General features: G+C 66.0%; 22 protein-coding genes. 11 read left to right on the top strand and 11 right to left on the bottom strand.

The annotated features are described in order from the left end of the window. Positions 1-8 precede the first annotated feature (8 nt). Complete coding sequence (locus EIP75_RS05080; RefSeq protein ID WP_125242143.1) at positions 9-782, top strand: SDR family oxidoreductase; 774 nt, start codon at positions 9-11, stop codon at positions 780-782. 50 nt (positions 783-832) lie between these two features. Here the strand turns inward: EIP75_RS05080 and cysE are convergent, their stop codons facing one another. Both cysE and EIP75_RS05070 read right to left on the bottom strand, forming a co-directional pair. Next, the gene (gene cysE, locus EIP75_RS05075) at positions 833-1,633 is read right to left on the bottom strand and encodes a serine O-acetyltransferase (protein ID WP_125242142.1); all 801 of its coding nucleotides are present in this window, start codon (positions 1,631-1,633) and stop codon (positions 833-835) included. 112 nt (positions 1,634-1,745) lie between these two features. Further along, positions 1,746-2,501, bottom strand: coding sequence for an RNA methyltransferase (locus EIP75_RS05070; RefSeq protein ID WP_233584685.1), 756 nt, complete (start codon positions 2,499-2,501; stop codon positions 1,746-1,748). A gap of 236 nt (positions 2,502-2,737) precedes the next feature. Between EIP75_RS05070 and EIP75_RS05065 the strand changes: the two genes are divergently transcribed. Next, positions 2,738-3,805, top strand: a complete 1,068-nt coding sequence (locus EIP75_RS05065) for an inositol monophosphatase family protein (protein WP_125242141.1) — start codon at positions 2,738-2,740, stop codon at positions 3,803-3,805. A 35-nt stretch (positions 3,806-3,840) separates the two neighbouring features. Further along, positions 3,841-4,920, top strand: a complete 1,080-nt coding sequence (locus tag EIP75_RS05060) for a porin (protein WP_233584684.1) — start codon at positions 3,841-3,843, stop codon at positions 4,918-4,920. A gap of 16 nt (positions 4,921-4,936) precedes the next feature. Here EIP75_RS05060 and EIP75_RS24275 read toward each other — a convergent pair whose 3' ends face one another. Then, the gene (locus tag EIP75_RS24275) at positions 4,937-5,014 is read right to left on the bottom strand and encodes a PEP-CTERM sorting domain-containing protein (protein WP_233584696.1); all 78 of its coding nucleotides are present in this window, start codon (positions 5,012-5,014) and stop codon (positions 4,937-4,939) included. A gap of 90 nt (positions 5,015-5,104) precedes the next feature. After that, positions 5,105-5,605, bottom strand: coding sequence for a hypothetical protein (locus tag EIP75_RS05055; RefSeq protein WP_199758493.1), 501 nt, complete (start codon positions 5,603-5,605; stop codon positions 5,105-5,107). A gap of 208 nt (positions 5,606-5,813) precedes the next feature. Between EIP75_RS05055 and mutS the strand changes: the two genes are divergently transcribed. Both mutS and EIP75_RS05045 read left to right on the top strand, forming a co-directional pair. Next, positions 5,814-8,567: a DNA mismatch repair protein MutS gene (mutS, locus tag EIP75_RS05050; protein ID WP_420797145.1), complete on the top strand. Its 2,754-nt coding sequence runs from the start codon at positions 5,814-5,816 to the stop codon at positions 8,565-8,567. Continuing rightward, positions 8,564-9,391, top strand: a complete 828-nt coding sequence (locus tag EIP75_RS05045; RefSeq protein ID WP_233584683.1) for a proteasome-type protease — start codon at positions 8,564-8,566, stop codon at positions 9,389-9,391. The genes mutS and EIP75_RS05045 overlap by 4 nt, the downstream gene beginning before the upstream one ends. 9 nt (positions 9,392-9,400) lie before the next feature. On the opposite strand, the gene EIP75_RS05040 is transcribed toward EIP75_RS05045, so the two are convergent. Continuing rightward, complete coding sequence (locus EIP75_RS05040; RefSeq protein ID WP_125242139.1) at positions 9,401-9,769, bottom strand: YgiW/YdeI family stress tolerance OB fold protein; 369 nt, start codon at positions 9,767-9,769, stop codon at positions 9,401-9,403. Between the two features lie 192 nt (positions 9,770-9,961). Between EIP75_RS05040 and phaR the strand changes: the two genes are divergently transcribed. Beyond that, on the top strand, positions 9,962-10,525 hold the full coding sequence (phaR, locus tag EIP75_RS05035) for a polyhydroxyalkanoate synthesis repressor PhaR (RefSeq protein ID WP_125242138.1): 564 nt from the start codon (positions 9,962-9,964) through the stop codon (positions 10,523-10,525). A gap of 39 nt (positions 10,526-10,564) precedes the next feature. On the opposite strand, the gene EIP75_RS05030 is transcribed toward phaR, so the two are convergent. Beyond that, positions 10,565-11,197 carry an arylesterase gene (locus tag EIP75_RS05030; protein ID WP_125242249.1) on the bottom strand — a complete coding sequence of 211 codons (633 nt, stop codon included), beginning with the start codon at positions 11,195-11,197 and terminating at the stop codon, positions 10,565-10,567. A gap of 139 nt (positions 11,198-11,336) precedes the next feature. On the opposite strand from EIP75_RS05030, the gene EIP75_RS05025 reads away from it, so the two are divergent. From EIP75_RS05025 to rlmB, 3 genes are read left to right on the top strand one after another with little or no spacing between them, the layout of a single operon-like run. Then, positions 11,337-12,059, top strand: a complete 723-nt coding sequence (locus tag EIP75_RS05025) for an ABC transporter ATP-binding protein (protein WP_125242248.1) — start codon at positions 11,337-11,339, stop codon at positions 12,057-12,059. A 4-nt stretch (positions 12,060-12,063) separates the two neighbouring features. Continuing rightward, a complete protein-coding gene (locus EIP75_RS05020) occupies positions 12,064-12,780 on the top strand; it encodes an MgtC/SapB family protein (RefSeq protein ID WP_233584682.1) in 717 nt (238 codons plus the stop codon). A gap of 47 nt (positions 12,781-12,827) precedes the next feature. Beyond that, on the top strand, positions 12,828-13,565 hold the full coding sequence (gene rlmB / locus EIP75_RS05015) for a 23S rRNA (guanosine(2251)-2'-O)-methyltransferase RlmB (protein WP_125242137.1): 738 nt from the start codon (positions 12,828-12,830) through the stop codon (positions 13,563-13,565). Between the two features lie 42 nt (positions 13,566-13,607). On the opposite strand, the gene EIP75_RS05010 is transcribed toward rlmB, so the two are convergent. From EIP75_RS05010 to bfr, 5 genes are all read right to left on the bottom strand, one after another. After that, on the bottom strand, positions 13,608-14,813 hold the full coding sequence (locus EIP75_RS05010; protein WP_125242136.1) for an MFS transporter: 1,206 nt from the start codon (positions 14,811-14,813) through the stop codon (positions 13,608-13,610). Positions 14,814-14,825: 12 nt separating this feature from the next. Further along, complete coding sequence (locus EIP75_RS05005; protein WP_125242135.1) at positions 14,826-15,833, bottom strand: D-2-hydroxyacid dehydrogenase family protein; 1,008 nt, start codon at positions 15,831-15,833, stop codon at positions 14,826-14,828. A 120-nt stretch (positions 15,834-15,953) separates the two neighbouring features. After that, positions 15,954-16,502: a hypothetical protein gene (locus EIP75_RS05000; RefSeq protein WP_125242134.1), complete on the bottom strand. Its 549-nt coding sequence runs from the start codon at positions 16,500-16,502 to the stop codon at positions 15,954-15,956. Between the two features lie 178 nt (positions 16,503-16,680). Further along, positions 16,681-16,896 carry a (2Fe-2S)-binding protein gene (locus EIP75_RS04995; protein ID WP_125242246.1) on the bottom strand — a complete coding sequence of 72 codons (216 nt, stop codon included), beginning with the start codon at positions 16,894-16,896 and terminating at the stop codon, positions 16,681-16,683. A 137-nt stretch (positions 16,897-17,033) separates the two neighbouring features. Then, on the bottom strand, positions 17,034-17,510 hold the full coding sequence (bfr, locus tag EIP75_RS04990; RefSeq protein WP_125242133.1) for a bacterioferritin: 477 nt from the start codon (positions 17,508-17,510) through the stop codon (positions 17,034-17,036). Between the two features lie 264 nt (positions 17,511-17,774). Between bfr and carA the strand changes: the two genes are divergently transcribed. Together carA and carB are read left to right on the top strand one after the other, a co-directional pair. Continuing rightward, positions 17,775-18,953 carry a glutamine-hydrolyzing carbamoyl-phosphate synthase small subunit gene (gene carA / locus EIP75_RS04985; protein ID WP_125242132.1) on the top strand — a complete coding sequence of 393 codons (1,179 nt, stop codon included), beginning with the start codon at positions 17,775-17,777 and terminating at the stop codon, positions 18,951-18,953. Next, complete coding sequence (gene carB / locus EIP75_RS04980) at positions 18,946-22,221, top strand: carbamoyl-phosphate synthase large subunit (RefSeq protein ID WP_125242131.1); 3,276 nt, start codon at positions 18,946-18,948, stop codon at positions 22,219-22,221. The genes carA and carB overlap by 8 nt, the downstream gene beginning before the upstream one ends. Positions 22,222-22,312 lie beyond the last annotated feature (91 nt).

The following is a 22,312-nucleotide window of genomic DNA, read 5'->3' as shown; positions in this document are numbered from 1 at the left end:
ACACACGCATGAGCACCACCCCTAACACCTTCGACCTGAGCGGCAAGGTCGCCCTGGTCACCGGCGCCAGCCGGGGCATCGGCGAGGCCATCGCGCGGCTGCTGGCCGCGCATGGCGCGCACGTGATCGTGTCCAGCCGCAAGGCCGAATCCTGCGAGGCCGTGGCCCAATCCATCCGCGATGCGGGCGGCCAGGCCTCCGTGCTGGCCTGCCACGTGGGCGAGATGGCCCAGATCGACGCGGCCTTCGCGGCCGTGCGCGAGCAGTTCGGCCGGCTGGACATCCTGGTCAACAACGCAGCCACCAATCCCTACTTCGGCCACATCACCGACACCGACCTGGGCGCCTTCCAGAAGACGGTGGACGTGAACATCCGTGGGTATTTCTTCATGTGCTCGCAGGGCGCCAAGCTGATGGCGGCCAACGGTGGCGGCTCGATCATCAACATCGCCTCCGTCAACGGCGTGATCCCGGGCATGGCCCAGGGCATCTACTCCATCACCAAGGCGGCCGTGATTTCGATGACGCACGCCTTCGCCAAGGAATGCGCGCCGATGAAGGTGCGGGTCAACGCCATCCTGCCCGGCGCCACGGACACCAAGTTCGCCTCGGCCCTGGTCAAGAACGATGCGATCCTGTCCAAGGTGATGGAGCACACGCCGATCAACCGTGTGGCCGAGCCTTCGGAGATGGCCGGTGCCGCGCTGTACCTGGCCAGCGATGCGGCCAGCTACACCACAGGTGCTGCGCTCAACGTGGACGGTGGTTACCTGCTGGGCTGACCTGCCTTGTCGCCTCGGGCGGGCAGGCACCGCCGAGGCGATTCACCGGCTCACTTGACCAGCCGGTTCAAGCCTTCCGCATCGAAATGCTCGGTCTTCTGGGCATCGCAGGGCAGGCAATCGCGTCCGGCCTCGGTGCGGGCCTCGCCGGCCAGCTTCTCGATCGCCCGCCACAGCAGCGCGATCTGGTGCTCATGCCCCGAGGCATGGTCGATCAGGCCTTTCAGCGCCTGCGACAGCGGATCGTCGCCCTCGGTCACGCCGTAAGCCGAGAAGCCCATGCGGGCCGCCAGCGCTTCGCGCTTGGCCTGGTCCTCGTCCAGCACCTGCACCTTGGCCACGATGATGCGGGCCGGGTTGCCCACTGCCGTGGCGTTCTCGGGCACGGGCTTGGTGACCACGGCGTTCGAGCCCACGCGGGCGCCGTCGCCGACGGTGAAGCCGCCGAGCACCTGAGCATTGGCGCCGATGATCACGCCCTTGCCCAGCGTGGGATGCCGCTTGGCGCCCTTGCTCAGCGAGGTGCCGCCCAGGGTCACGCCCTGGTAGATGGTGCAGCCGTCGCCCACCTCGGCCGTCTCGCCGATCACGACACCCATGCCGTGGTCAATGAACACACGTCGGCCCATGCGGGCGCCCGGGTGGATCTCGATGCCCGTGAAGAATCGGGCCCAGTGCGACAGCCAGCGGCCCAGCCACTTCAGACCGTTCACCCAGCACCAGTGCGCCAGGCGGTGCATGGCCAGGGCGTGCAGACCGGGGTAACAGGTCAGCACCTCCCAGGCGGAGCGGGCCGCAGGGTCGCGTTCAAGGATGCAGGCGATGTCTTCTCGCAGGCGGGCAAAGAGCATGGGGCGCTTATGCGTTTTTGGTATGCAGGTCGGCAAGTTTACCGGTCGGGTAAAGAACTTGCCCTGCCATGGGATGGTTGCGGGGCGGCCGTTCAGGCGCGCCTGGCACCCTTCAGGAGGGCGTCTGGCCGCGACATCGGTCGCTCAAGGCCTTGGCGATGCCCCGCAGGATGTGGATCTCTTCCTGGCGCAACTGGGCACGGTTGAGCAACTGGTTCAGGCGTGGCATCAGCTTCTTGGGGGCGGCCGGGTCCAGGAAGCCGATGTCGACCAGGGCCTTCTGCCAGTGCGCCAGTGCTCCCTGCACCGCTTGGCCGCTGGCCAGTTCGGGATCCGGCGTGCGCGATTCGACCGCGAAGCCGCCCTGGGCCTGCCGCCATTCATAGGCCAGCACCTGCAGCGCCTGGGCCAGGTTCAGCGAGCCGTAGGAGGGGTTGGTCGGGATGCTCATCACCGCGTGGCAGCGGTAGACATCGTCATTGGCCATGCCATAGCGCTCGCTGCCGAACACAAAGGCCACCTTGTGCGCCGCTTCCGAGCGGGCCAGCGCGGCCAGGCCCTCGCGCGGCGTGATCGTGGCCGGCCCGAAATCGCGCGGCGTCATGGCCGTGGCGATGGCATAGGTGACGTCGTCCAGCGCGTCGGCCAGCGTGTCCACCACCCGGGCGCGGACCAGGATGTCGGCTGCGCCGCTGGCCATGGCCACCGTCTCCTCCTGCACCAGCACATCCTCGAAGCGCGGGCGCACCAGCACCAGCTCCGAAAAGCCCATCACCTTCATGGCCCGGGCCGCAGCGCCTACATTGCCAGGGTGGCTGGTGCCGATCAGGATGAACCGCGTCGGGTCCGGCTTCACTTCAGAAATCACGCTCAAGCCCTTGAAAAGACACAGGCGCCACTCGGAAAGGGGTGGCAAAAACTGGGGGAAACGCTAGAATCGTCATTCTCCCTCGTTCTTTGTCCACTGTTGCGCCCCGTTGTTGACCTTGGCCTGGCTTTGCCGGCGGGGGTCGCCGTGTCCCTTGTACGTGTCTGTGTGCGTGTGCCCATGAGAGCACCGCCTGCAGATCGTTCAACCGTTCGACCCCATTTGCTGCCCCAGACATGTCACAAGCCGCCCTGCATCCCATGCTCAACATCGCCATCAAGGCGGCCCGCGCGGCCGGGGCGATCATCAACCGGGCGTCGCTCGATGTGGACCGCCTCACCGTCAGCTCCAAGTCGCACAACGACTTCGTGACCGAGGTGGACCAGGCGGCCGAAGAAGCCATCATCGACATCATCCTGGCGGCCTACCCCAGCCACGGCATCCTGGCCGAAGAATCCGGCCAGTCGCGGGGCAACAAGAGCAGCGAGTTCGTCTGGATCATCGATCCGCTCGACGGCACCACCAACTTCATCCACGGCTTCCCGGTCTACGCGGTGTCCATCGCGCTGGCGTGGCGCGGCCAGGTGCAGCAGGCCGTGGTCTACGACCCGTCCCGCAACGACCTGTTCTACGCCTCGCGCGGCAAGGGCGCCTTCATGAACGACCGGCGCCTGCGCGTCTCCAAGCGCACGCGCATGCTCGACAGCCTGATCGGCACGGGCTTTCCCTTCCGCAAGGGCGACAACTTCCAGCGCTACCTCAAGATGTTCGAAGAGGTGATGGTGCAGTGCGCCGGCGTGCGCCGCCCGGGCGCCGCCGCGCTTGACCTGTGCTACGTCGCCGCCGGCTTCTATGACGGTTTCTTTGAAACCGGCCTGAGCCCTTGGGACATCGCCGCAGGCTCGCTGATGATCACCGAGGCCGGTGGCCTGGTGGGCAACTTCACAGGCGAGGCCGATTTCCTGTTCCAGCGCGAAGTGGTGGCGGGCAACCCGCGCATCTACGGCCAGCTGGTGCAGATCCTGTCGCCCTACACCCGCGTGATCAAGGACGATCCCAAGGACGCGTCGGGCCTGGGCGCCAGCGCCTCGGGCATCGGCTCGTATGGGGACGATGCTGAAGCTGAAGAGGACGACGCCACGCTGCAAGCCCTCAAGGACGCCGAAGAAGCCCAGCAGGCAGAGCCCAAGCCCGTGGTGCGCAAGCGCATCACCGCCGCCGCCAAGGCGGCCGAAGTGGCGGCCGAGCAGGCCGATCAGCCCCCCCGCCGCCGCTCGCCGCCTTCGGGCGACGCGCCGTTCTGACGGGGGCACGCTGAATGCGCACGCACCGTCTCTCCATGCCCCTGTGCCTGAAGGCCTCGTCCACCCTCGCCATCGTGATCGCCACCATGGCCATGCCCGCCGTGGCGCAAACCCAGGTCAGCCTGTATGGCCTGCTGGACGTGTCTGCAGAGCGCATTTCAGGCGACGGCTTCTCGCTGTCCCGGGTGTCGTCGAGCAACCTGAGCACCTCGCGCCTGGGCCTGCGTGCAGACGAGGACCTGGGTGGGGGCCTGAAGGTGCGTGCCACGCTGGAAACCGCCGTGGCGGCCGACACCGGCGCCAACAGCGGTGGCAACTCGCGCTTCTTTGACCGCCATGCCCACGTCGCCTTGATCGGCTCATGGGGCGAGCTGCGCCTGGGTCGCACGGACACGCCTTTGGGCCTGGCCGCCGACATGGCGGGTACCCAGGCCTTCGACGACCTCACCATCGTGGGCGCGCGTGGCGCCACGCGCTACCGCCGCACCGACAACAGCATCACCTACCTGCTGCCCACGGTCATCACCGGCTTGAGCGGGCAGGTGCAGTACTCCCTGGGCTCGTCCGGCTTCGGTGGCAGCGGCCTGTCCGACAACCGCGTGACGGGCGATGAAGCCACCGGTGGCAAGACCTGGGGCTTCAACCTGGTCTATGCGGCCGGCCCTTTCCAGGCTGGCCTGGGCTACCTGAAAGCGCGTGACGAGAACATCGCCGTGGCCGGAGACCAGGGCGCCAACGCCACCATGGTGCTGGCCAGCTACGACTTCGGCCCGGTCAAGATCACCGCCTACGCCAACGACGAAACCAACACCTCGGTCATTTCCGGCGCCGACCACCTGCGCACCCTCGGTGCCAAGCTGGCCGTGCCGGTCGGCCAAGACCTGTTGCTCACCGCGGGCGCTTCGCGCACACGCGGCACCACCGATGCCCGCGGTGATGAAGACCGCGTGACCATCTTCTCGCTCAAGGGCGTCTACACGCTCTCACGCCGTACATCGCTGTACGGCTGGCTGGTCAGCGTCGACAACGAAGACGCCGCCAACAAGGGCGTGATCGCCCCCGGGGCCGGTCAATCGGGCCGGGGGCTGGCCTTCGGGGTGCGGCACCTGTTCTGAGGCGCCGCATCCCCGCTCATGCGCGACGACGTCTGGCGGCTCCCACCACGAGGGCGCCCGCCACGAGCAATGCCCAGCTTTCAGGCTCGGGCACGGCCGTGACCTGGATCGCGATGTTCTGGGATCCGAATGAGCCATCGCCGGAATAGGTGTCACCTCCGTCGTCGTAGAAGAATGTCCAGCTCTAGCAGCTCAACTCATTCGTGCCGCCCGGATCGTTGTTGATGCAATCCCGGTAGGCGCTCTCATTGCTGTGGTAGGTCTCGATGCTGTGGCTCCAGCCCCCGCTGAGTGCGATATCGAAGGTCCCTTCGGTGGGAAACAGGATCGAGAAAGTCCAGGTGCCTGAATAGCTGCCGCCTGCGGGCACGCTGGGATAGGCGTTGTAGGTCTGTCCACCGGCTTCCAGCCATACGGATGTCAGCGTTTCGTTCTCGTAGTTGTACCAGTTCACCTGCCAGCTCTGGTAGCCCTCGGCGGGTTCGGGCTCGGGGTTGCTGCCCCCGTTGGTGACCGCGTTCGTGCTCACGCCGAAATCGACGAAAAAGTCGACCACGGTGCCTGCCACGACCGAGTTGGCGCTGGCGCCGAAATTGTTGATCTGCCCGAAGGCGGCGTGGCTGGCGGAGGGCGCTGCGGCGAGCAAGGTGCCCAGCAGGGCGGCGGGAAGCAGGGTTTTCAGCATGATGTGTCCCCAGTTTGACGTTCAGAGGGGCCATGTCAGAAACATGGCCTGTTGGATCGCCATGGCGGCATACCGCTGAGCCGGCAGAGCGAGGCGAGCGTAGCCAGCGCGTGGCCCGCCTGCAATCCACGTTTGACGCGCCAGCGCGGTTCGCGCCGGAAGGCCCCCAACAACCTGCGAAAATACGCGGATGCCTTCCCAGCCATTGATGGACAACGCCGTACCCAGCGGATCGGTCAACCCGCGCCCCACGGGGCCAGATCTGAGCGCCCACACCCCCATGATGCAGCAGTACCTGCGCATCAAGGCCGAGCACCCGGACACCCTGGTGTTCTACCGCATGGGTGATTTCTACGAGCTGTTCTTCGACGACGCCCGCAAGGCCAACCGCCTGATCGACATCACCCTCACGGTGCGCGGCCAGTCCGCCGGGCAGCCCGTGGTGATGGCCGGCGTGCCGGTGCATGCGCTGGACACCTACCTTGGCAAGCTGATCAAGCTGGGGGAATCCGTCGCCATCTGCGAACAGGTGGGCGAGGTGGGCGCCTCCAAAGGCCCGGTCGAGCGCAAGGTGGTGCGCGTGGTCACACCGGGCACGCTCACCGATGCGGAGCTGCTGTCCGAACGCTCAGATGCCTTGCTGGTGTCGGTGGTGGTGCAGGCCACGCGCGCCAATTCCACCCGCTCGCCCGACAGCACACCCTGCGCGCTGGCCTGGCTGGGCATGGCCAGCGGCACCCTGGGCATCACCGAATGCACGCAGCGCGACCTGGGCAGCTGGCTGGCTCGCCTGCAGCCGGCAGAGGTGATCTACGACCGCGAACGGGTGCCGCCAGCCTTGCTGGCCCTGATGTCGCAACCCCGGGGCACGGCCTTCACCGCACGCCCCAGCTGGCAGTTCGACGCCGGCCTGGGCGAACGCAAGCTGTGCGAGCAGCTCAAGGTGGCCAGCCTGAAGGCCTTCCAGGCCGAAACGCTGTCGCTGGCGCACAGCGCCGCCTCGGCCTTGCTGAGTTACGCCGAGCACACGCAGGGCAGGGCGCTGGCCCACGTGGCCACGCTCAGCGTGCCGCGCAGCAGCGACTTGCTGGACCTGCCGCCCGCCACCCTGCGCAACCTGGAGCTGACACAGACCCTGCGCGGCGAGGATGCGCCCACCTTGCTGTCGCTGCTGGACACCTGCCGCACGGGCATGGGCAGCCGCGCCCTGCGCCACTGGATCACGCACCCCTCGCGCGATAAGCGGGTGGCGCAGGAGCGCCACGCGGCCATCGACCTGCTGCTCAACCCGCCCCAGCTCCACCAGGGCCAGGAGAGCCTGCGCGAAGCCCTGCGCCAGCTCAGCGATGCCGAGCGCATCACCTCTCGCATCGCCTTGCGCCAGGTGCGCCCGCGCGAGCTGGCCGGCCTGCGCGACACCCTGCTGGCCCTGCCTGATCTGCGCCAGCGCGTGCCCGAAGGCAGCCGCCTGCTCGATGACGTCCACGCCAGCCTGCAGCCTGATCCGGCCATCGCCGAGCGCCTGCTGCGGACCATCGCCGAAACCCCGGCCGTGCTGCTGCGCGATGGCGGCGTGATCGCCAGCGGCTTCGATCCGGATCTCGATGAGCTGCGCGCCATCTCTCAGAACTGCGATGCCTTCCTGCTCGACCTGGAAGTGCGCGAGCGTGCCCGCACCGGCATCGGCAACCTGCGCGTGCAGTTCAACAAGGTGCATGGCTTCTACATCGAGGTCACGCAGAGCCACGCCGACAAGGTGCCGCTGGACTACCAGCGCCGCCAGACACTCAAGAACGCCGAGCGCTACATCACGCCCGAGCTCAAGACCTTCGAGGACAAGGCCCTGTCGGCGCAAGACCGCGCCCTGGCCCGCGAGAAGTTCCTGTACGAGCAACTGCTCGATGAGCTGCAGCGCCACCTGGGCACGCTGGGCTCGCTGGCCCGTGCCCTGGCCAGCCTGGATGCGCTGGCGGCCCTGGCCGAGCGCGCGTCCACCCAGGGCTGGTGCCAGCCCGAGTTCGTCAGCATGCCCTGCATCGAGATCGACAAGGGCCGCCACCCTGTGGTCGAAGCCCGCCTGCTCGAATCCACCGGCACCGCCTTCATCCCGAACGACTGCCGGCTGGATGCCAACCGACGCATGCTGATCGTCACCGGCCCCAACATGGGCGGTAAATCGACCTTCATGCGCCAGGTGGCACTGATCGCGCTGATGGCCTACATGGGCAGCTACGTGCCGGCCAGCGCCTGCCGCCTGGGCCCCATCGACGCCATCCACACCCGCATCGGCGCGGCCGACGACCTGGCCAACGCCCAGTCCACCTTCATGCTGGAGATGACCGAGGCCGCCGCCATCGTGCACACCGCCACCGAGCACTCGCTGGTGCTGATGGACGAGATCGGGCGGGGCACCTCCACCTTCGACGGCCTGGCGCTGGCCGGCGCCATCGCCAGCCACCTGCATGACCGCAACAAGGCCTTCACCTTGTTCGCCACGCACTATTTCGAACTGACCACGCTGCCTGAAAAACACCCGCGTGCCGCCAACGTGCACGTGGAGGTGGCCGAGGCCGGCGACAACATCGTGTTCCTGCACGAACTGCAGCACGGCCCGGCCAGCCGAAGCTATGGTGTGCAGGTGGCGCGCCTGGCCGGCATGCCCCCCAGCCTGATCCGCCAGGCCCGTGCCGCGCTCGACACCCTGGAGACCCAGCAGAAACAGAGCGACGACCAGATCGACCTGTTCGCCGACATGGGGGCTTCCACCAGCCAGGGCGCTGGCCTGCCCGATGTCGACGTGCTGCTGGAGCAGGTCTCGGCCACCCCTGCTGGCAATATGCACACCACGAGCCCGGCAGAATCGGCCACACTGACACTGCTGGCCAGCATCGACCCGGACCAGCTCACCCCACGCGAAGCGCTGGACGCGCTCTACAAACTCAAATCGGTGATCACGTCATGACCTACTGCGTCGCCATGCGGCTCAACGCCGGCCTCGTTTTCCTGTCGGATTCGCGCACCAACGCGGGCATGGACCAGATCAGCACCTTCCGCAAGATGACGGTGTACGAAAACGCTGGCGAGCGCGTGCTGGTGTTGTTGTCGGCAGGCAACCTGGCCATCACCCAGGCCGTCAAGCAGCTGCTGGGCAACGAGATCATCGAAGGCCCCGATGGCGATCCGATCACCATCTGGACAGCCAAGAGCCTGTTCGATGTGGCCCGCATCGTGGGCAGCGCGGTGCGCAAGGTCTACGCCCGCGATGCCGAGGCACTGAAGAAGCACGGCATCGATTTCAACTGCAGCCTGATCGTCGGCGGGCAGATCCGGGGTGAGCCCATGCGCCTGTTCAGCGTCTACGCGGCAGGCAACTTCGTCGAGGCCGGCATCGACGGCGTGTGCTATTTCCAGATCGGCGAATCGAAATACGGCAAGCCCGTGATCGACCGCGTGGTCACGCCGCACACGCCGCTGGAGGAGGCCGCCAAGTGCGCGCTGATCTCAATGGATTCCACCCTCAAGTCGAACCTGTCGGTGGGCCTGCCACTGGACCTGCTGGTCTACGAGACCGATTCGCTCAAGGTCGACAAGCTGATCAACATCGACGAGACCAACGCCTACTTTCGCATGATCCGCAGCAGCTGGGGCCAGCGCCTGCGCCAGGTGTTCGACTCCATCCCCGATCCGACCTGGAACGGGGACCAGCCCGACCTGCACGCCGGCAACGGCCATGCGCAGCCCCAGGCCATGAACCCGCTCAGCAAGATCGCGGCGCCGAACGGGTGATCCCCACGGTCAGGGAACGATCACCAGCCCCTTGACGTCGATCTCGGGGCTGGACATGAACTCCTTCTCGACTTCACCGGTGATCTGGACCTTGGTCTTGTCGCTGATGGGCGTGGCCGGCAGGTACTTGGCATCCACTTCCACGCGGATTTCGGCGCTGCCGTCCGAGAAGATGTACTTCTCCTTGCCGACCTTGCGCAGCAGGTGTCCGCTCAGCACGACGACGGTGTCATCCACCGGGTCCTTCAGGATCTCTGCCACGTTCTTGTAGTTGGTGGTGGTCGATGGCCCGACATACTGGGCCTGCGCCACGGAAGCGCCCAGGCACAAGGCGCCGATGGCGGCCACGGCGGTGATCGATTGGCGGATGGATGTCATGTTTCTGCCTTTGCGTTGAGGTGTCAGGGGTGCCCCTTGGGACAGCCCGCACCCCCCATTGGTTCCGCATGATCGCCAACTTGTCCGCTTGTCCTCGTGATGTGTCCGCCGCGGCGCCGCATCACACCACCCCTGATTGCGCGGCAGGTCTGACGTTGTGCCTACAATGGGCCAGATCTTATGGAGCCCCTGATGAGCACGAATCCCCGGACACGCCGCACCGCATCATCGACCGAGGGCGCTCCCGAGGCGGCCGGGGAAGGCGGCGCACCACCGCCTGGTGTGCGTGCCATCAAGAAGTACCCCAACCGGCGCCTGTACGACACCCAGACCAGCAGCTACATCACGCTGGCCGATGTCAAGGACATGGTGATGGCGGTGGAGCACTTCATCGTGCTCGACGCCAAGACGGGCGAAGACCTCACGCGCAGCATCCTGCTGCAGATCATCCTGGAAGAAGAAACCGGCGGCGTGCCCATGTTCTCCACCCAGGCCCTGGCGCAGATCATCCGTTTCTACGGGCACACCATGCAGGGCGTGATGGGCAACTACCTGGAAAAGAACATCCAGAGCTTCATCGACATGCAGGCGCGCCTGACGGAGAACGCCGTGGTCAAGCTGCCCAACCCGGTGCAGAGCTTCATGACCAGCTACATGGAGCAGTCCAGCCAGATCTTCACGCAGATGCAAGAGCAGATGGCCAAGCAGGCCGAGACCCTGATCGGCGCCATCCAGCCCATCCCGCCCAAGAAGTGAGGCCTGCCCGCCCTTGAAAGGGCAGCGGCCACTGCGTGCTCACAGCAAAGGCGACAGCGCCGGCCAGACGTTGTCCAGCATCACCGGGTGAGCCTTGGCCAGCGGGTGGATGCCATCTGCCTGGAACCAATCACGCGCATCGGCCCGGTCGGCCACGCCCTTCAGGAAGAAGGGCACCACCGGCACCGAACGGGCCGAGGCCACCGCCGGAAAGATCGCCGCGAAATCTTCCGCATAGCGCCGCCCGAAGTTGGGCGGCATCATCATGCCCACCAGCACGACCTTGGCGCCGGTTGCCTGACTGCTGCGCACCATGCCGTCCAGTGTGTCACGCGTGGCCTTCAGCGGCAGGCCGCGCAACGCATCGTTGGCGCCGAGCTCAATGATCACATGGGTGGGCTTGTGGGCCTTGAGCAGGGCAGGCAGGCGTGCCGCGCCGCCCGAGGTGGTGTCGCCGCTGATGCTGGCATTGACCACCTTGGCCTTCCCACCCGGGCGCGAGGCCAGGCGCTTTTCCAGCAAGGCCACCCAACCGCTGCCCCGCGCGAGCCCGTACTCGGCCGACAGGCTGTCGCCCACGATCAGGATGGTGGCCGGACCCGACGCCTTGGACCTGGCCTTGCTGTCTGGGGCAGCCAGGCTGGGCAAGGGCAGGGCCAGCCATCCTGCCATCCCCAGCGCTGCGCCGGCCAGCCATTGGCGCCGGGACAGGCCCGAGGCATGAGCCCCATCGCCCACGGATGCCCGCCATCCTTTAGAGTGTTCACCATGGCGCGCCGTGCGCCGCTTCAACATCCAACTGTTCATCTGCATGACCGTGGTTCGCAACAACATCTCTAGGGCAGAGCCCACCGCCATCCTGAAAGTTCAGGGCCTGGACAAAACCGTGCAGGACAGCAGCGGGGCACTCACCATTCTGCAGGAGGTGAACTTCGAATTGGCCTCGGGGCAATCCTTGGCGGTCGTGGGGGCATCGGGGTCGGGCAAGAGCACCCTGCTGTCCTTGCTGGCGGGGCTGGACACGCCGTCTCACGGCGGCGTGCAGTTGTCGGGGCAGGATCTGTTCTCGATGAACGAAGACCAGCGCGCCGCTCATCGGGCCGCCCACGTCGGCTTCGTGTTCCAGAACTTCCAGCTGATCGGACACCTCACGGCGCTTGAAAACGTGATGCTGCCGCTGGAGCTGCGCGGTGACCGTCAGGCGCGCCAGCTGGCCGCAGACATGCTGGCCCGTGTCGGCCTGTCCCAACGCCTGGAGCACAAGCCCGCCGTGCTCTCCGGCGGCGAGCAGCAGCGCGTGGCCCTGGCGCGCGCCTTCGTCATGAAGCCCGACATCCTGATGGCCGACGAGCCCACGGGCAGCCTGGACCACGCCACGGGCCAGTCCATCATCGAGCTGATGTTCGAGCTCAACCGCGAGGCCGGCACCGCGCTCGTGCTGGTCACGCATGACATGGCCCTGGCCCAGCGCTGCGAACGGGTCGTTCGCATTGAGGCCGGCAAGCTCAGCGAGATCGTGGCGGCGGTGGCCTGAGCCCATGATCACCATGGTCACCATGCCCATTGAGCAGCTCTACATCGACCAGTTGCTGCATTTGCTGGGCGCGGTGCTGGCTGGCGGACTGATCGGACTGGAGCGCAGCTTCCACGGGCGCCCGGCCGGCTTTCGCACGCACACCCTGGTCTGCATGGCCTCCAGCCTGCTGATGCTGGTGTCCGTCTACCAGCACCAATGGTTTCCCTCGGGCACGGGCGATGTCGTGCGCATCGACCCCACCCGCATGGCCCAAGGGATCATGACGGGCATCGGCTTCCTGGGGGCCGGCGTGATCTTCAAGGAAGGCCTGTCCGTGCGCGGGCTGACCACCGCGGCCTCGATCTGGATCACGGCGGCCATCGGTGTGCTGATCGGCATCGGGCTTTACTTCGCAGCGGGCCTGGCCACGCTGCTCACGCTCGGCGTCCTCGGTCTGTTCCGCCGCATCGAAATGCGCATGCCCACCAACCGCTTCGCGCAGTTGGTGATCCGCTTTCCCCGCAGCACGGTGGTCGAAGAGCCCGCCTTGCGGGCGCTGCTGGCCGAACATGGCTTCAGCATGGCCAACCTGGCCTACCGGCTCGATGCCGATGACCAGGCCTTCGAATACCGCATGATGCTGCGCACGCTCAAGACCGAGAACCTGAGCCGCCTGGCCAAAAGCCTGCGCGGGCGGCCCGATGTGCTTGAATTCCGCATCTCGCCCACGGGCGATTGACCTGAGTTGACCTTTCCGGCGCGACCACGCGTGTAGGATGCCGCCCCATGAGTCTGAAACTGCTGTTCGGCTTCCATGCCGTGTCCGTGCGCCTGAAGGTCGCCCCCAAGTCCATCCGCGAACTGTACGTGGATGCCACCCGGCGTGACCAGCGCATGCGCCAGTTCCTGGCCAAGGCGACCGAAGCCGGCCTGGAAGTGATCGAGGTCGACGACGACCGCCTGCAAAAGCTCTGCGGCACGCACCGCCACCAGGGCGTGGCCGCGCGCGTCGAAGCCTTGAGTCAGGCCCGCTCCATCGACGACCTGCTTGATGAGCTGGGCGAGCAACCGCCCCTGCTGCTGGTGCTCGATGGCGTCACCGATCCGCACAACCTGGGGGCCTGCCTGCGCGTGGCCGATGGGGCCGGTGCCCATGCCGTGATCGCGCCCAAGGACCACGCCGTGGGCGTGAACGCCACCGTGTCCAAGGTGGCCAGCGGCGCCGCCGAGACGGTGCCTTACTTCATGGTCACCAACCTGGCCCGCACCCTGAATGAACTCAAGGAACGCGACATCTGGGTGGTGGGCACGGCTGACGACGCCCCGGGCACCCTTTACCAGGCCGATTTCAAGCGGCCCACCGCCCTGGTGCTGGGCGCTGAAGGCAGCGGCATGCGTCAGCTCACCCGCAAGCATTGCGACGAGCTGGTCAGCATCCCGATGCTGGGCGCTGTGGAAAGCCTGAATGTGTCGGTGGCCAGCGCCGTGGGCCTGTACGAGGCCCGCCGCCAGCGCGGCTTCTGACAAGCCCTGGCATGCCGCACGAAGCGGCGTGCAGGCCTGCCGTCAGTCCGCGGCTGCCATGGCCCGGGCATCGCGCTTGATCTGTTCTCGTTGAGCCCAGCGGCTCAGGCCCCAGGCCACCAGCATCCAGACCAGGCCCAGCCAGTGCAGGTTGGCGTAGCCGCCGCCGTGCTCCAGCACCCAGCCGCCGCCGGAGGCCCCCACCGCGTGACCGATGTAGATGGCCGAGGTGTTCAGCGCCATCAGGGCAGGGGCCAACCGTGGCGACAGCCCGCCCAGCCGCGCCTGCTGGCCCGAGTTGGTCGCGAAGCCGCTGATCGCCCATGGCAGGAACACCAGCGCCAGCGTGGGCAGGGTGGTGGCGAAGGGCCAGATCAGCAGGCTCAGGGTCATGAGGCCGAGCGTGAGCGTCACGGCGCGCGCCGCGCCAAAACCATCAACCACCCGGTTGAGCAGCAGGTTGCCTGTCAGTGCCAGCGCCCCGAAATACGCGAACATCAGGCTGATTTGCTCCGGACTGGCACCGAAACCATGCTTGAAATACGGGGCGGCAAAAGCCAGCACCGTGAACTGCCCCGAGCTCTGGAACGCCGTCACCAGTACCACCGCCATCAGCAAGGGCGATTGCAGCACCTTGCGCCAGGCCCGCCATGACAAGGCCGGTGGCCGGATGCCTTTGGGCATGCTGCGGTACACCAGCGCCGCAGCGAACAGGGCGCCCACGGCCACCAGGCCCATGGCGATGCGCCACCCCATCCTCTCGCCCACCCAGGCCGCCAAAGGCATGCCTGCCACCGACGCCACCGACCAGCCCATGAACACGAAGGTGATGGCCCGCCCGCGGTGCGCCGGCGTGCTCATGAAACCCATGGCAGCCGCTGCCTGCGGTGTGAACACGGCGGCAGACAGCACCGTCAGCGCACGCACGGGCCACAGCCACTCGTAGTTGGGGGCCAGCGCGCACAGCGCATGGCCCAGGGCGTACCACAGCATCGCCAGCGTCAGCAGCTTGCGCCGGTCGATACCGGAGACGATGGTGGCCAGCACAGGGGCGCCCACGCCCATCATCACCGCCGCGATGGCGATCAGGTGGCCGCCCTCCGTCACCGATATCTGCAGCGACCGGGTGAGGTCGTTGAGCGTGCCGCCCACCACCATCACGCCGCAACCGATGACGAAATTGCCCAGCAGCAGCGCCCATTGCGCCGCCCTCAATTGCTGCCGGGGCAGCGAGCGCTCAGCTTCCATGGCCTGGGGCGCTCAGTGCTGAACGCGCAAGGCCTCGGGGTTGACGATATTGCTCGGGTTGCCGGCAATGAAGTTCACAAGGTTGTCGAAGGCCACGCTGAAGTACTGCTCATAGCTGTCAAGTTCGACGAAACCGATGTGCGGTGTGCACACGGCGTTTTCCAGGCGCAGCAGGGGGTGTCCCTGCAGGATGGGTTCGCTCTCGAACACATCCACCGCGGCCATGCCTGGGCGGCCTCGGTTGAGCGCCGTCACCAGCGCGTTGTCTTCCAGAAGCTCGGCGCGGGATGTGTTGACCAGCAAGGCCGTCGGCTTCATGCGGGTCAGGTCGTCCAGCTTGATCAGCCCACGCGTCTCGTCGTTCAGGCGCAGGTGCAGGCTGAGCACGTCGCAGGCCTCGAAGAAGGCTTCGCGGCTGGGGGCGGGCACACAGCCGTCGGCCTGGGCCTTCTGGCGCGAAGCCTCGCCGCCCCACACCGTCACATGCATGCCGAAGGCCTTGCCGTAACCCGCCACGATCTGCCCGATGTTGCCGTAGCCCCAGATGCCCAGCGTCTTGCCCTTGAGCTGCATGCCCAGGCTGAAGTTGGTCGGCATGGAGGCCGCCTTGAGGCCGGCCTGCTGCCAGGCGCCGTGCTTGAGGTTGCCGATGTACTGCGGCAGGCGCCGCATGGCGGCCATCACCAGGGCCCAGGTCAGCTCAGCCGGCGCGATGGGAGAGCCAACGCCTTCGGCCACGGCGATGCCGAGGCGGGTGCAGGCTTCTACATCGATGTGACTGCCGACACGCCCTGTCTGGCAGATCAGGCGCAACTTGGGCAGCTTTTCCAGCAGGGCTTTTGGGAAGTGCGTGCGTTCGCGGATCAGCACCAGCGCTTCGGCGTCACGAAGCCGCACGGACAGCTGTCCGGTGCCCTTCACGGTGTTGGTATAGACCTTGGCGTTGAGGCCGTCGAGCTTGCTGGCGCATTTGAGCTTGCGCACTGCGTCCTGGTAGTCGTCCAGAATGATGATGTTCATGGGTCTGCTGCGTAACAGACGCCATTGTGCAACGGTCTGGCGCACCTTCGCCCGCCTGAGGGCGGGCACAACTGGGAACAATGTGGCCGGATGTGACCGATCAGTCTGTTGCGGCCGCACTCACCACGGCGAAACCTTGCCCATGGGCACGGGCGCCTGGTCGCACGCGGAGGTGATGCGCACGGGGAAGTGGCGGTTCAGGCTCTCCATGCGGCGGTAGGCCTCGGCCTGGCCGCGGTGCACCGCGATCACGCGGAAAACGTCGGCGCGCAGGTGCCACAGCTCCCGGAGCGAACGGGCCTGGGTGATGGATTCGCGGGCGCGAGTGGCCGTGTACGACTGCAGATCCCACACGACGGACATGAATTCGGTCTTGACCTGGTTGAGGCCCTGCAGCACGCGCGGGTGGTCTTCCAGATCCTGCTCATCCCACAGCCAGTGCCAGGCGGTGGTCACCCAGCGGCGCCATTGCGGCTGCGAGCGGGCGAACAGGGCAGGGGGGCGGACCTCTTTGCGAAAGCTGGACGATGGCGCCCATTCCGGCGCCGGGGCATCCTGGCGCAGGGCGGCGCTGCTGGCCGAAGGCTCACGGACAGGTGTGGCTGCGCGGGCGGCAGCCTTGCGGCCTGCACGTGCAGGGTGATCGTCCAGAAAGAAGAAAGAGGCCATGTCGCTCCCCGTCAGGCACGGCATCCCGCAAAAGGCGCGGAATCCTGTGAGAGGTTTCGACAGAAGGCGGAGTGACTTGAGGCGGAACTGCGGGCGGAAAGCGCGCCAGTTCGTGAGAAATACCCGGCGACAGTTGTGCCCCTTCTAGGGGCCACCTGATGGAGCCGAGGAGGCCCTCTCAGGCCATCGAGAGCGAGCCCACCATCACGATGGGGCGCTCAATCATCGTATTGCCTTGCGCCTGGTCGAACACTTCGCGGGCGCATGTTTCGCAGCAGCCGCAGCAGGTGGACACACCGGTCTCGAACTGCAAAGCCTCGAACGACGAACAGCCATCACGCACTTGGCGCTTGATGTCGCGGTCAGAGACTTTGTGACAGACGCAAACGATCATGGGGTGAAAGTTGAAGCAGGGAACGTAGCGCCATTCTAAATGTGAATGATTCGCAAACAACCCCCTCTTCGGGTGCCCCTTCATCCCAAAGGGGCAAAAGCGGTCGCAGTTGGCGAAACCGCTTGGCGCCGGAGCGCTTACTCCAGTTCGCCCATCTGCGATTGCAGATAGTTCTGCAGACCCACCTGGTCGATCAGGTCCAGCTGGGTTTCCAGGAAATCGATGTGCTCTTCGGTGTCGTCCAGGATGGCCTGCAGCAGGTCACGCGAGACGTAATCACGCACGGATTCGCAGTATTCGATGCCATCCTTGATGGTGCCCTGGGCGCCGGACTCGAGCTTCAAGTCACAGGCCAGCAGTTCCGGCACGTCTTCGCCGATCAGCAGCTTGCCCAGGTCCTGCAGGTTGGGCAGACCGTCGAGCATGAAGATGCGCGCCATCAGCTTGTCGGCGTGCTTCATCTCGCCGATCGATTCTTCGTACTCCTTCTTGGCCAGCTTGTCGAAACCCCAGTGCTTGAGCATGCGGTAGTGCAGGAAGTACTGGTTGGTGGCCGTCAGTTCGTTCTTCAACTGAGCATTGAGGTGCTCGATGACTTTGGGGTCGCCTTTCATGGGGACTTCCTTATGGTTGGAGTGGAAACACGGGTGTCGGAGATGGGCAAGGACACCCAGGATGGGTTATACTCTACAGGTTTACCCGCAACCATCCCCGCCTAGCGAAACCCGACTCGTTTCCTCCACCGAACTTGACCTGCGCGCTGCTTTGCGCACCCCCACCGACATGGTTCGCGCCGTCGGTTTCGGGGCGAAGCGTTGATTCAAAGCGGATGGCGGGCAGGGCAGAGCTGGGCGCGCACAACAACGGAGAAAAACCCCGTGCTGCCCGTACTGCCCCAAGCTCTTCTGGCCCTCGCAGACGGCACGGTCTTTCAAGGTGTCTCGATCGGCGCCGCCGGTCACACGGTCGGCGAAGTCGTGTTCAACACCTCGCTGACCGGCTATCAGGAAATCCTCACCGACCCGAGCTACTGCCAGCAGATCGTCACCCTGACGTATCCGCACATCGGCAACTATGGCGTCAACGCTGAGGACACCGAAGCCGCGAAAGTCCATGCCGCAGGTCTGATCATCAAGGATCTGCCGATCCTCGCTTCCAACTTCCGCCAGAACCAGACGCTGTCGCAATACCTGCAGGCCCAGGGCACCGTGGCCATCGCCGGCATCGACACCCGCCAGTTGACGCGCCTGCTGCGCTCCAAGGGCGCCCAGAACGGCGTGATCGTCGGTCTGGCTGCTGGTCAAGCCATCACCGACGCCGTGATCGCCGATGCCGTCGCCAAGGCCAAGGCCGCGCCCAGCATGGCAGGCCTCGATCTGGCCCAGGTGGTCAGCCGCAGCGACGCCCTCGAGTGGACGCAGACCGAATGGCGCCTGGCCAACACGCAGCTCGACGGCCGCCCCGGCTTCGGCACCTTGACGGATGCCCGCTTCCACGTGGTCGCCTACGACTTCGGCGTCAAGTTCAACATCCTGCGCATGCTGGCCCAACGCGGCTGCAAGGTCACCCTGGTGCCGGCCAAGACCCCCGCTGCCGAGGTGCTCAAGTACAAGCCCGATGGCATCTTCCTGTCCAACGGCCCTGGGGACCCGGAGCCTTGTGACTACGCCATCGCCGCCGCGAAAGAGCTGATCGAGACCGGCATCCCCACCTTCGGCATCTGCCTGGGGCACCAGATCATGGCCCTGGCCTCCGGCGCCAAGACCTACAAGATGCCCTTCGGCCACCACGGCGGCAACCACCCTGTGAAAGACCTGGACAACGGCCGTGTGAGCATCACCAGCCAGAACCACGGTTTCGCGGTGGACATCAAGACGCTCCCCGCGAACCTGCGCACCACGCACGTGTCGCTGTTCGACGGCACCTTGCAGGGCCTGGCCCGCACCGACAAACCCGCCTTCTGCTTCCAGGGCCACCCCGAGGCCTCACCCGGACCGCATGACATCGCCTACCTGTTCGACCGTTTCGTCGCGCTGATGGAGAAGAACAATGCCTAAGCGCACCGACATCAAGAGCATCCTCATCATCGGCGCCGGCCCGATCATCATCGGCCAGGCCTGTGAGTTCGACTATTCCGGCGCCCAGGCCTGCAAGGCCCTGCGCGAAGAAGGCTACAAGGTCATCCTGGTCAACAGCAACCCGGCGACCATCATGACGGACCCGAACACGGCGGACGTCACCTACATCGAGCCCATCACCTGGCAGGTGGTCGAGCGCATCATCGCCAAAGAGCGCCCCGACGCGATCCTGCCCACCATGGGTGGCCAGACCGCGCTGAACTGCGCCCTGGATCTGCACAAGCACGGCGTGCTCGACAAGTACAAGGTCGAGATGATCGGTGCCAACGAGCACGCGATCGAGAAGGCCGAAGACCGCCTGAAGTTCAAGGACGCGATGACCTCCATCGGCCTGGGCTCGGCCAAGTCGGGCATTGCCCATTCGCTGGAAGAGGCCTGGGCGGTGCAGAAGAGCATCCAGGCCGACATCGGCGGGTCGGGCTTCCCGATGGTGATCCGCCCCAGCTTCACGCTGGGCGGCACCGGCGGCGGCATCGCCTACAACCCCGAAGAGTTCGAAGAGATCTGCAAGCGCGGCATCGACCTGTCGCCCACCAACGAACTGCTGATCGAAGAATCGCTCATCGGCTGGAAGGAATACGAGATGGAAGTGGTCCGCGACAAGGCGGACAACTGCATCATCGTGTGCTCGATCGAGAACCTGGATCCGATGGGCATCCACACGGGCGATTCGATCACCGTGGCACCGGCCCAGACCCTGACCGACCGCGAGTACCAGCTGCTGCGCAACGCGTCGATTGCCATCCTGCGCGAGATCGGCGTCGAGACCGGCGGCTCCAACGTTCAGTTCTCGATTAACCCGGCCGATGGCCGCATGGTCGTGATCGAAATGAACCCGCGCGTGTCGCGTTCGTCGGCCCTGGCCTCCAAGGCCACGGGTTTCCCGATCGCCAAGATCGCGGCCAAGCTGTCGGTTGGCTACACGCTCGATGAGCTCAAGAACGACATCACCGGCGGCGCCACACCTGCGTCCTTCGAGCCTTCGATCGACTACGTGGTCACCAAGATCCCGCGTTTCGCCTTCGAGAAGTTCCCGGCTGCTGATTCACGCCTGACCACGCAGATGAAATCCGTGGGCGAGGTGATGGCCATGGGCCGCACCTTCCAGGAATCGTTCCAGAAGGCCCTGCGCGGCCTGGAGACCGGCATCGACGGCCTGAGCGAGATCTCCACCGACCGTGAAGAGATCGTCCAGGAGATCGGCGAGCCCGGCCCGGAGCGCATCCTGTACCTGGGCGATGCCTTCCGCCTCGGCATGAGCCTGGAAGAGGTCTTCGAAGAAACGAAGATCGATCCTTGGTTCCTGGCCCAGATTCAGCAGATCGTGCAGATCGAAGCCGATGTGCGTGCCCGCAAGCTGGACACGCTCACCGCTGCCGAGCTGCGCTACCTGAAGCAGAAGGGCTTCTCGGACCGCCGCCTGGCCAAGCTGCTGGCAACCAACCAGCACGACGTGCGCAAGGCCCGCCACGCACTGAACGTGCGCCCGGTCTACAAGCGCGTGGACACCTGCGCGGCCGAATTCGCGACGCAGACGGCCTACATGTACTCGTGCTACGAGGCCGAAGGCAGCGAGTGCGAGGCCGAGCCCACCGACAAGAAGAAGATCATGGTGCTGGGCGGTGGCCCGAACCGCATCGGCCAGGGCATCGAGTTCGATTACTGCTGCGTCCACGCCGCCCTCGCCATGCGCGAAGACGGCTACGAGACCATCATGGTCAACTGCAACCCCGAGACTGTCTCCACCGACTACGACACTTCCGACCGCCTGTACTTCGAGCCCGTCACGCTCGAAGATGTGCTCGAGATCGTGGCCAAGGAAAAGCCAGTCGGCGTGATCGTGCAGTACGGCGGCCAGACGCCCTTGAAGCTCGCGCTTGATCTGGAAGCCAACGGCGTGCCCATCATCGGCACCACGCCCGACAGCATCGACATCGCCGAAGACCGCGAGCGCTTCCAGGCCCTGCTGCACACGCTGGGCCTCAAGCAGCCGCCCAACCGCACCGCACGCACCGAAGAGGCTGCGCTGCAACTGGCGCAAGAGATCGGCTACCCGCTGGTCGTGCGCCCCAGCTACGTGCTGGGTGGCCGCGCGATGGAAATCGTGCACGGCGACAAGGACCTCGAGCGCTACATGCGCGAAGCCGTGCGCGTCTCCGAGAAGTCGCCCGTGCTACTGGACCGCTTCCTCAACGACGCGGTCGAGGTCGATGTCGACTGCATCTCCGATGGCGTCGACACGATGATCGGCGGCATCATGGAGCACATCGAGCAAGCTGGCGTGCACTCCGGTGACTCGGCCTGTTCGCTGCCGCCGTACACCCTCAGCGCGGAGCTGCAGGATGAACTGCGCCGCCAGACCTCGCTGATGGCCAAGGCCCTGAACGTGGTCGGCCTGATGAACGTGCAGTTCGCCATCCAGGGCGACGTGACCAAGGGGCTCGATGCCGCCACGGTCTACGTGCTGGAAGTGAACCCGCGTGCCTCGCGCACCGTGCCCTACGTGTCGAAGGCGACGGGCCAGCCCCTGGCCAAGATCGCCGCGCGCTGCATGGCCGGCCAGAAGCTCGCCACGCAGAAATCGCCCGATGGCAAGGCCCCTCGCGAAGTGGTGCCGCCTTACTTCACCGTCAAGGAAGCCGTCTTCCCGTTCAACAAGTTCCCGGGTGTGGACCCTGTCCTCGGCCCTGAGATGCGTTCGACCGGCGAGGTCATGGGCGTGGGCGAGACCTTCGGCGAAGCCATGCTGAAGTCTCAACTGGGCGCCGGTTCGCGCCTGCCCTCCAAGGGCACGGTCTGCATCTCCGTCAAGGATGGCGACAAGGCACGTGCCGTGGATGTGGCCAGGGAACTGGTCGGCCTGGGCTTCACCGTCGTGGCCACCAAGGGCACCGCCGCGGCCATCTCGGCTGCGGGCGTGCCGGTCAAGCCGGTCAACAAGGTCAAGGATGGTCGCCCGCACATCGCGGACGCCATCAAGGCCGGTGAGATCCAGCTGGTGTTCACCACGGTGGACGAAACCCGCACGGCGATCGCCGATTCGCGCAGCATCCGTCAGGCCGCCCTGGCCAACCGGATCACGTACTACACCACCATGGCCGGCTGCGAAGCCGCCGTCGAGGCGCTCAAGCACCAGGACGATCTGGTGGTGTACTCGCTGCAGGAACTGCACGCCAAACTGCACTAAACTGACCACGCCCGGGCCAGCCCCGGGCACTTGAGACGACGTGGGCCGCGCCCGGCACCCATCACTGCGATGGGGACAGGGCAGCGGCTCC

The sequence above is a fragment of the Aquabacterium soli genome (genome assembly GCF_003933735.1).
Lineage (GTDB): Bacteria > Pseudomonadota > Gammaproteobacteria > Burkholderiales > Burkholderiaceae_C > Aquabacterium > Aquabacterium soli.
Note: the sequence above shows the minus strand (reverse complement) of the source record. Positions and strands in the feature narration are given on the sequence as shown.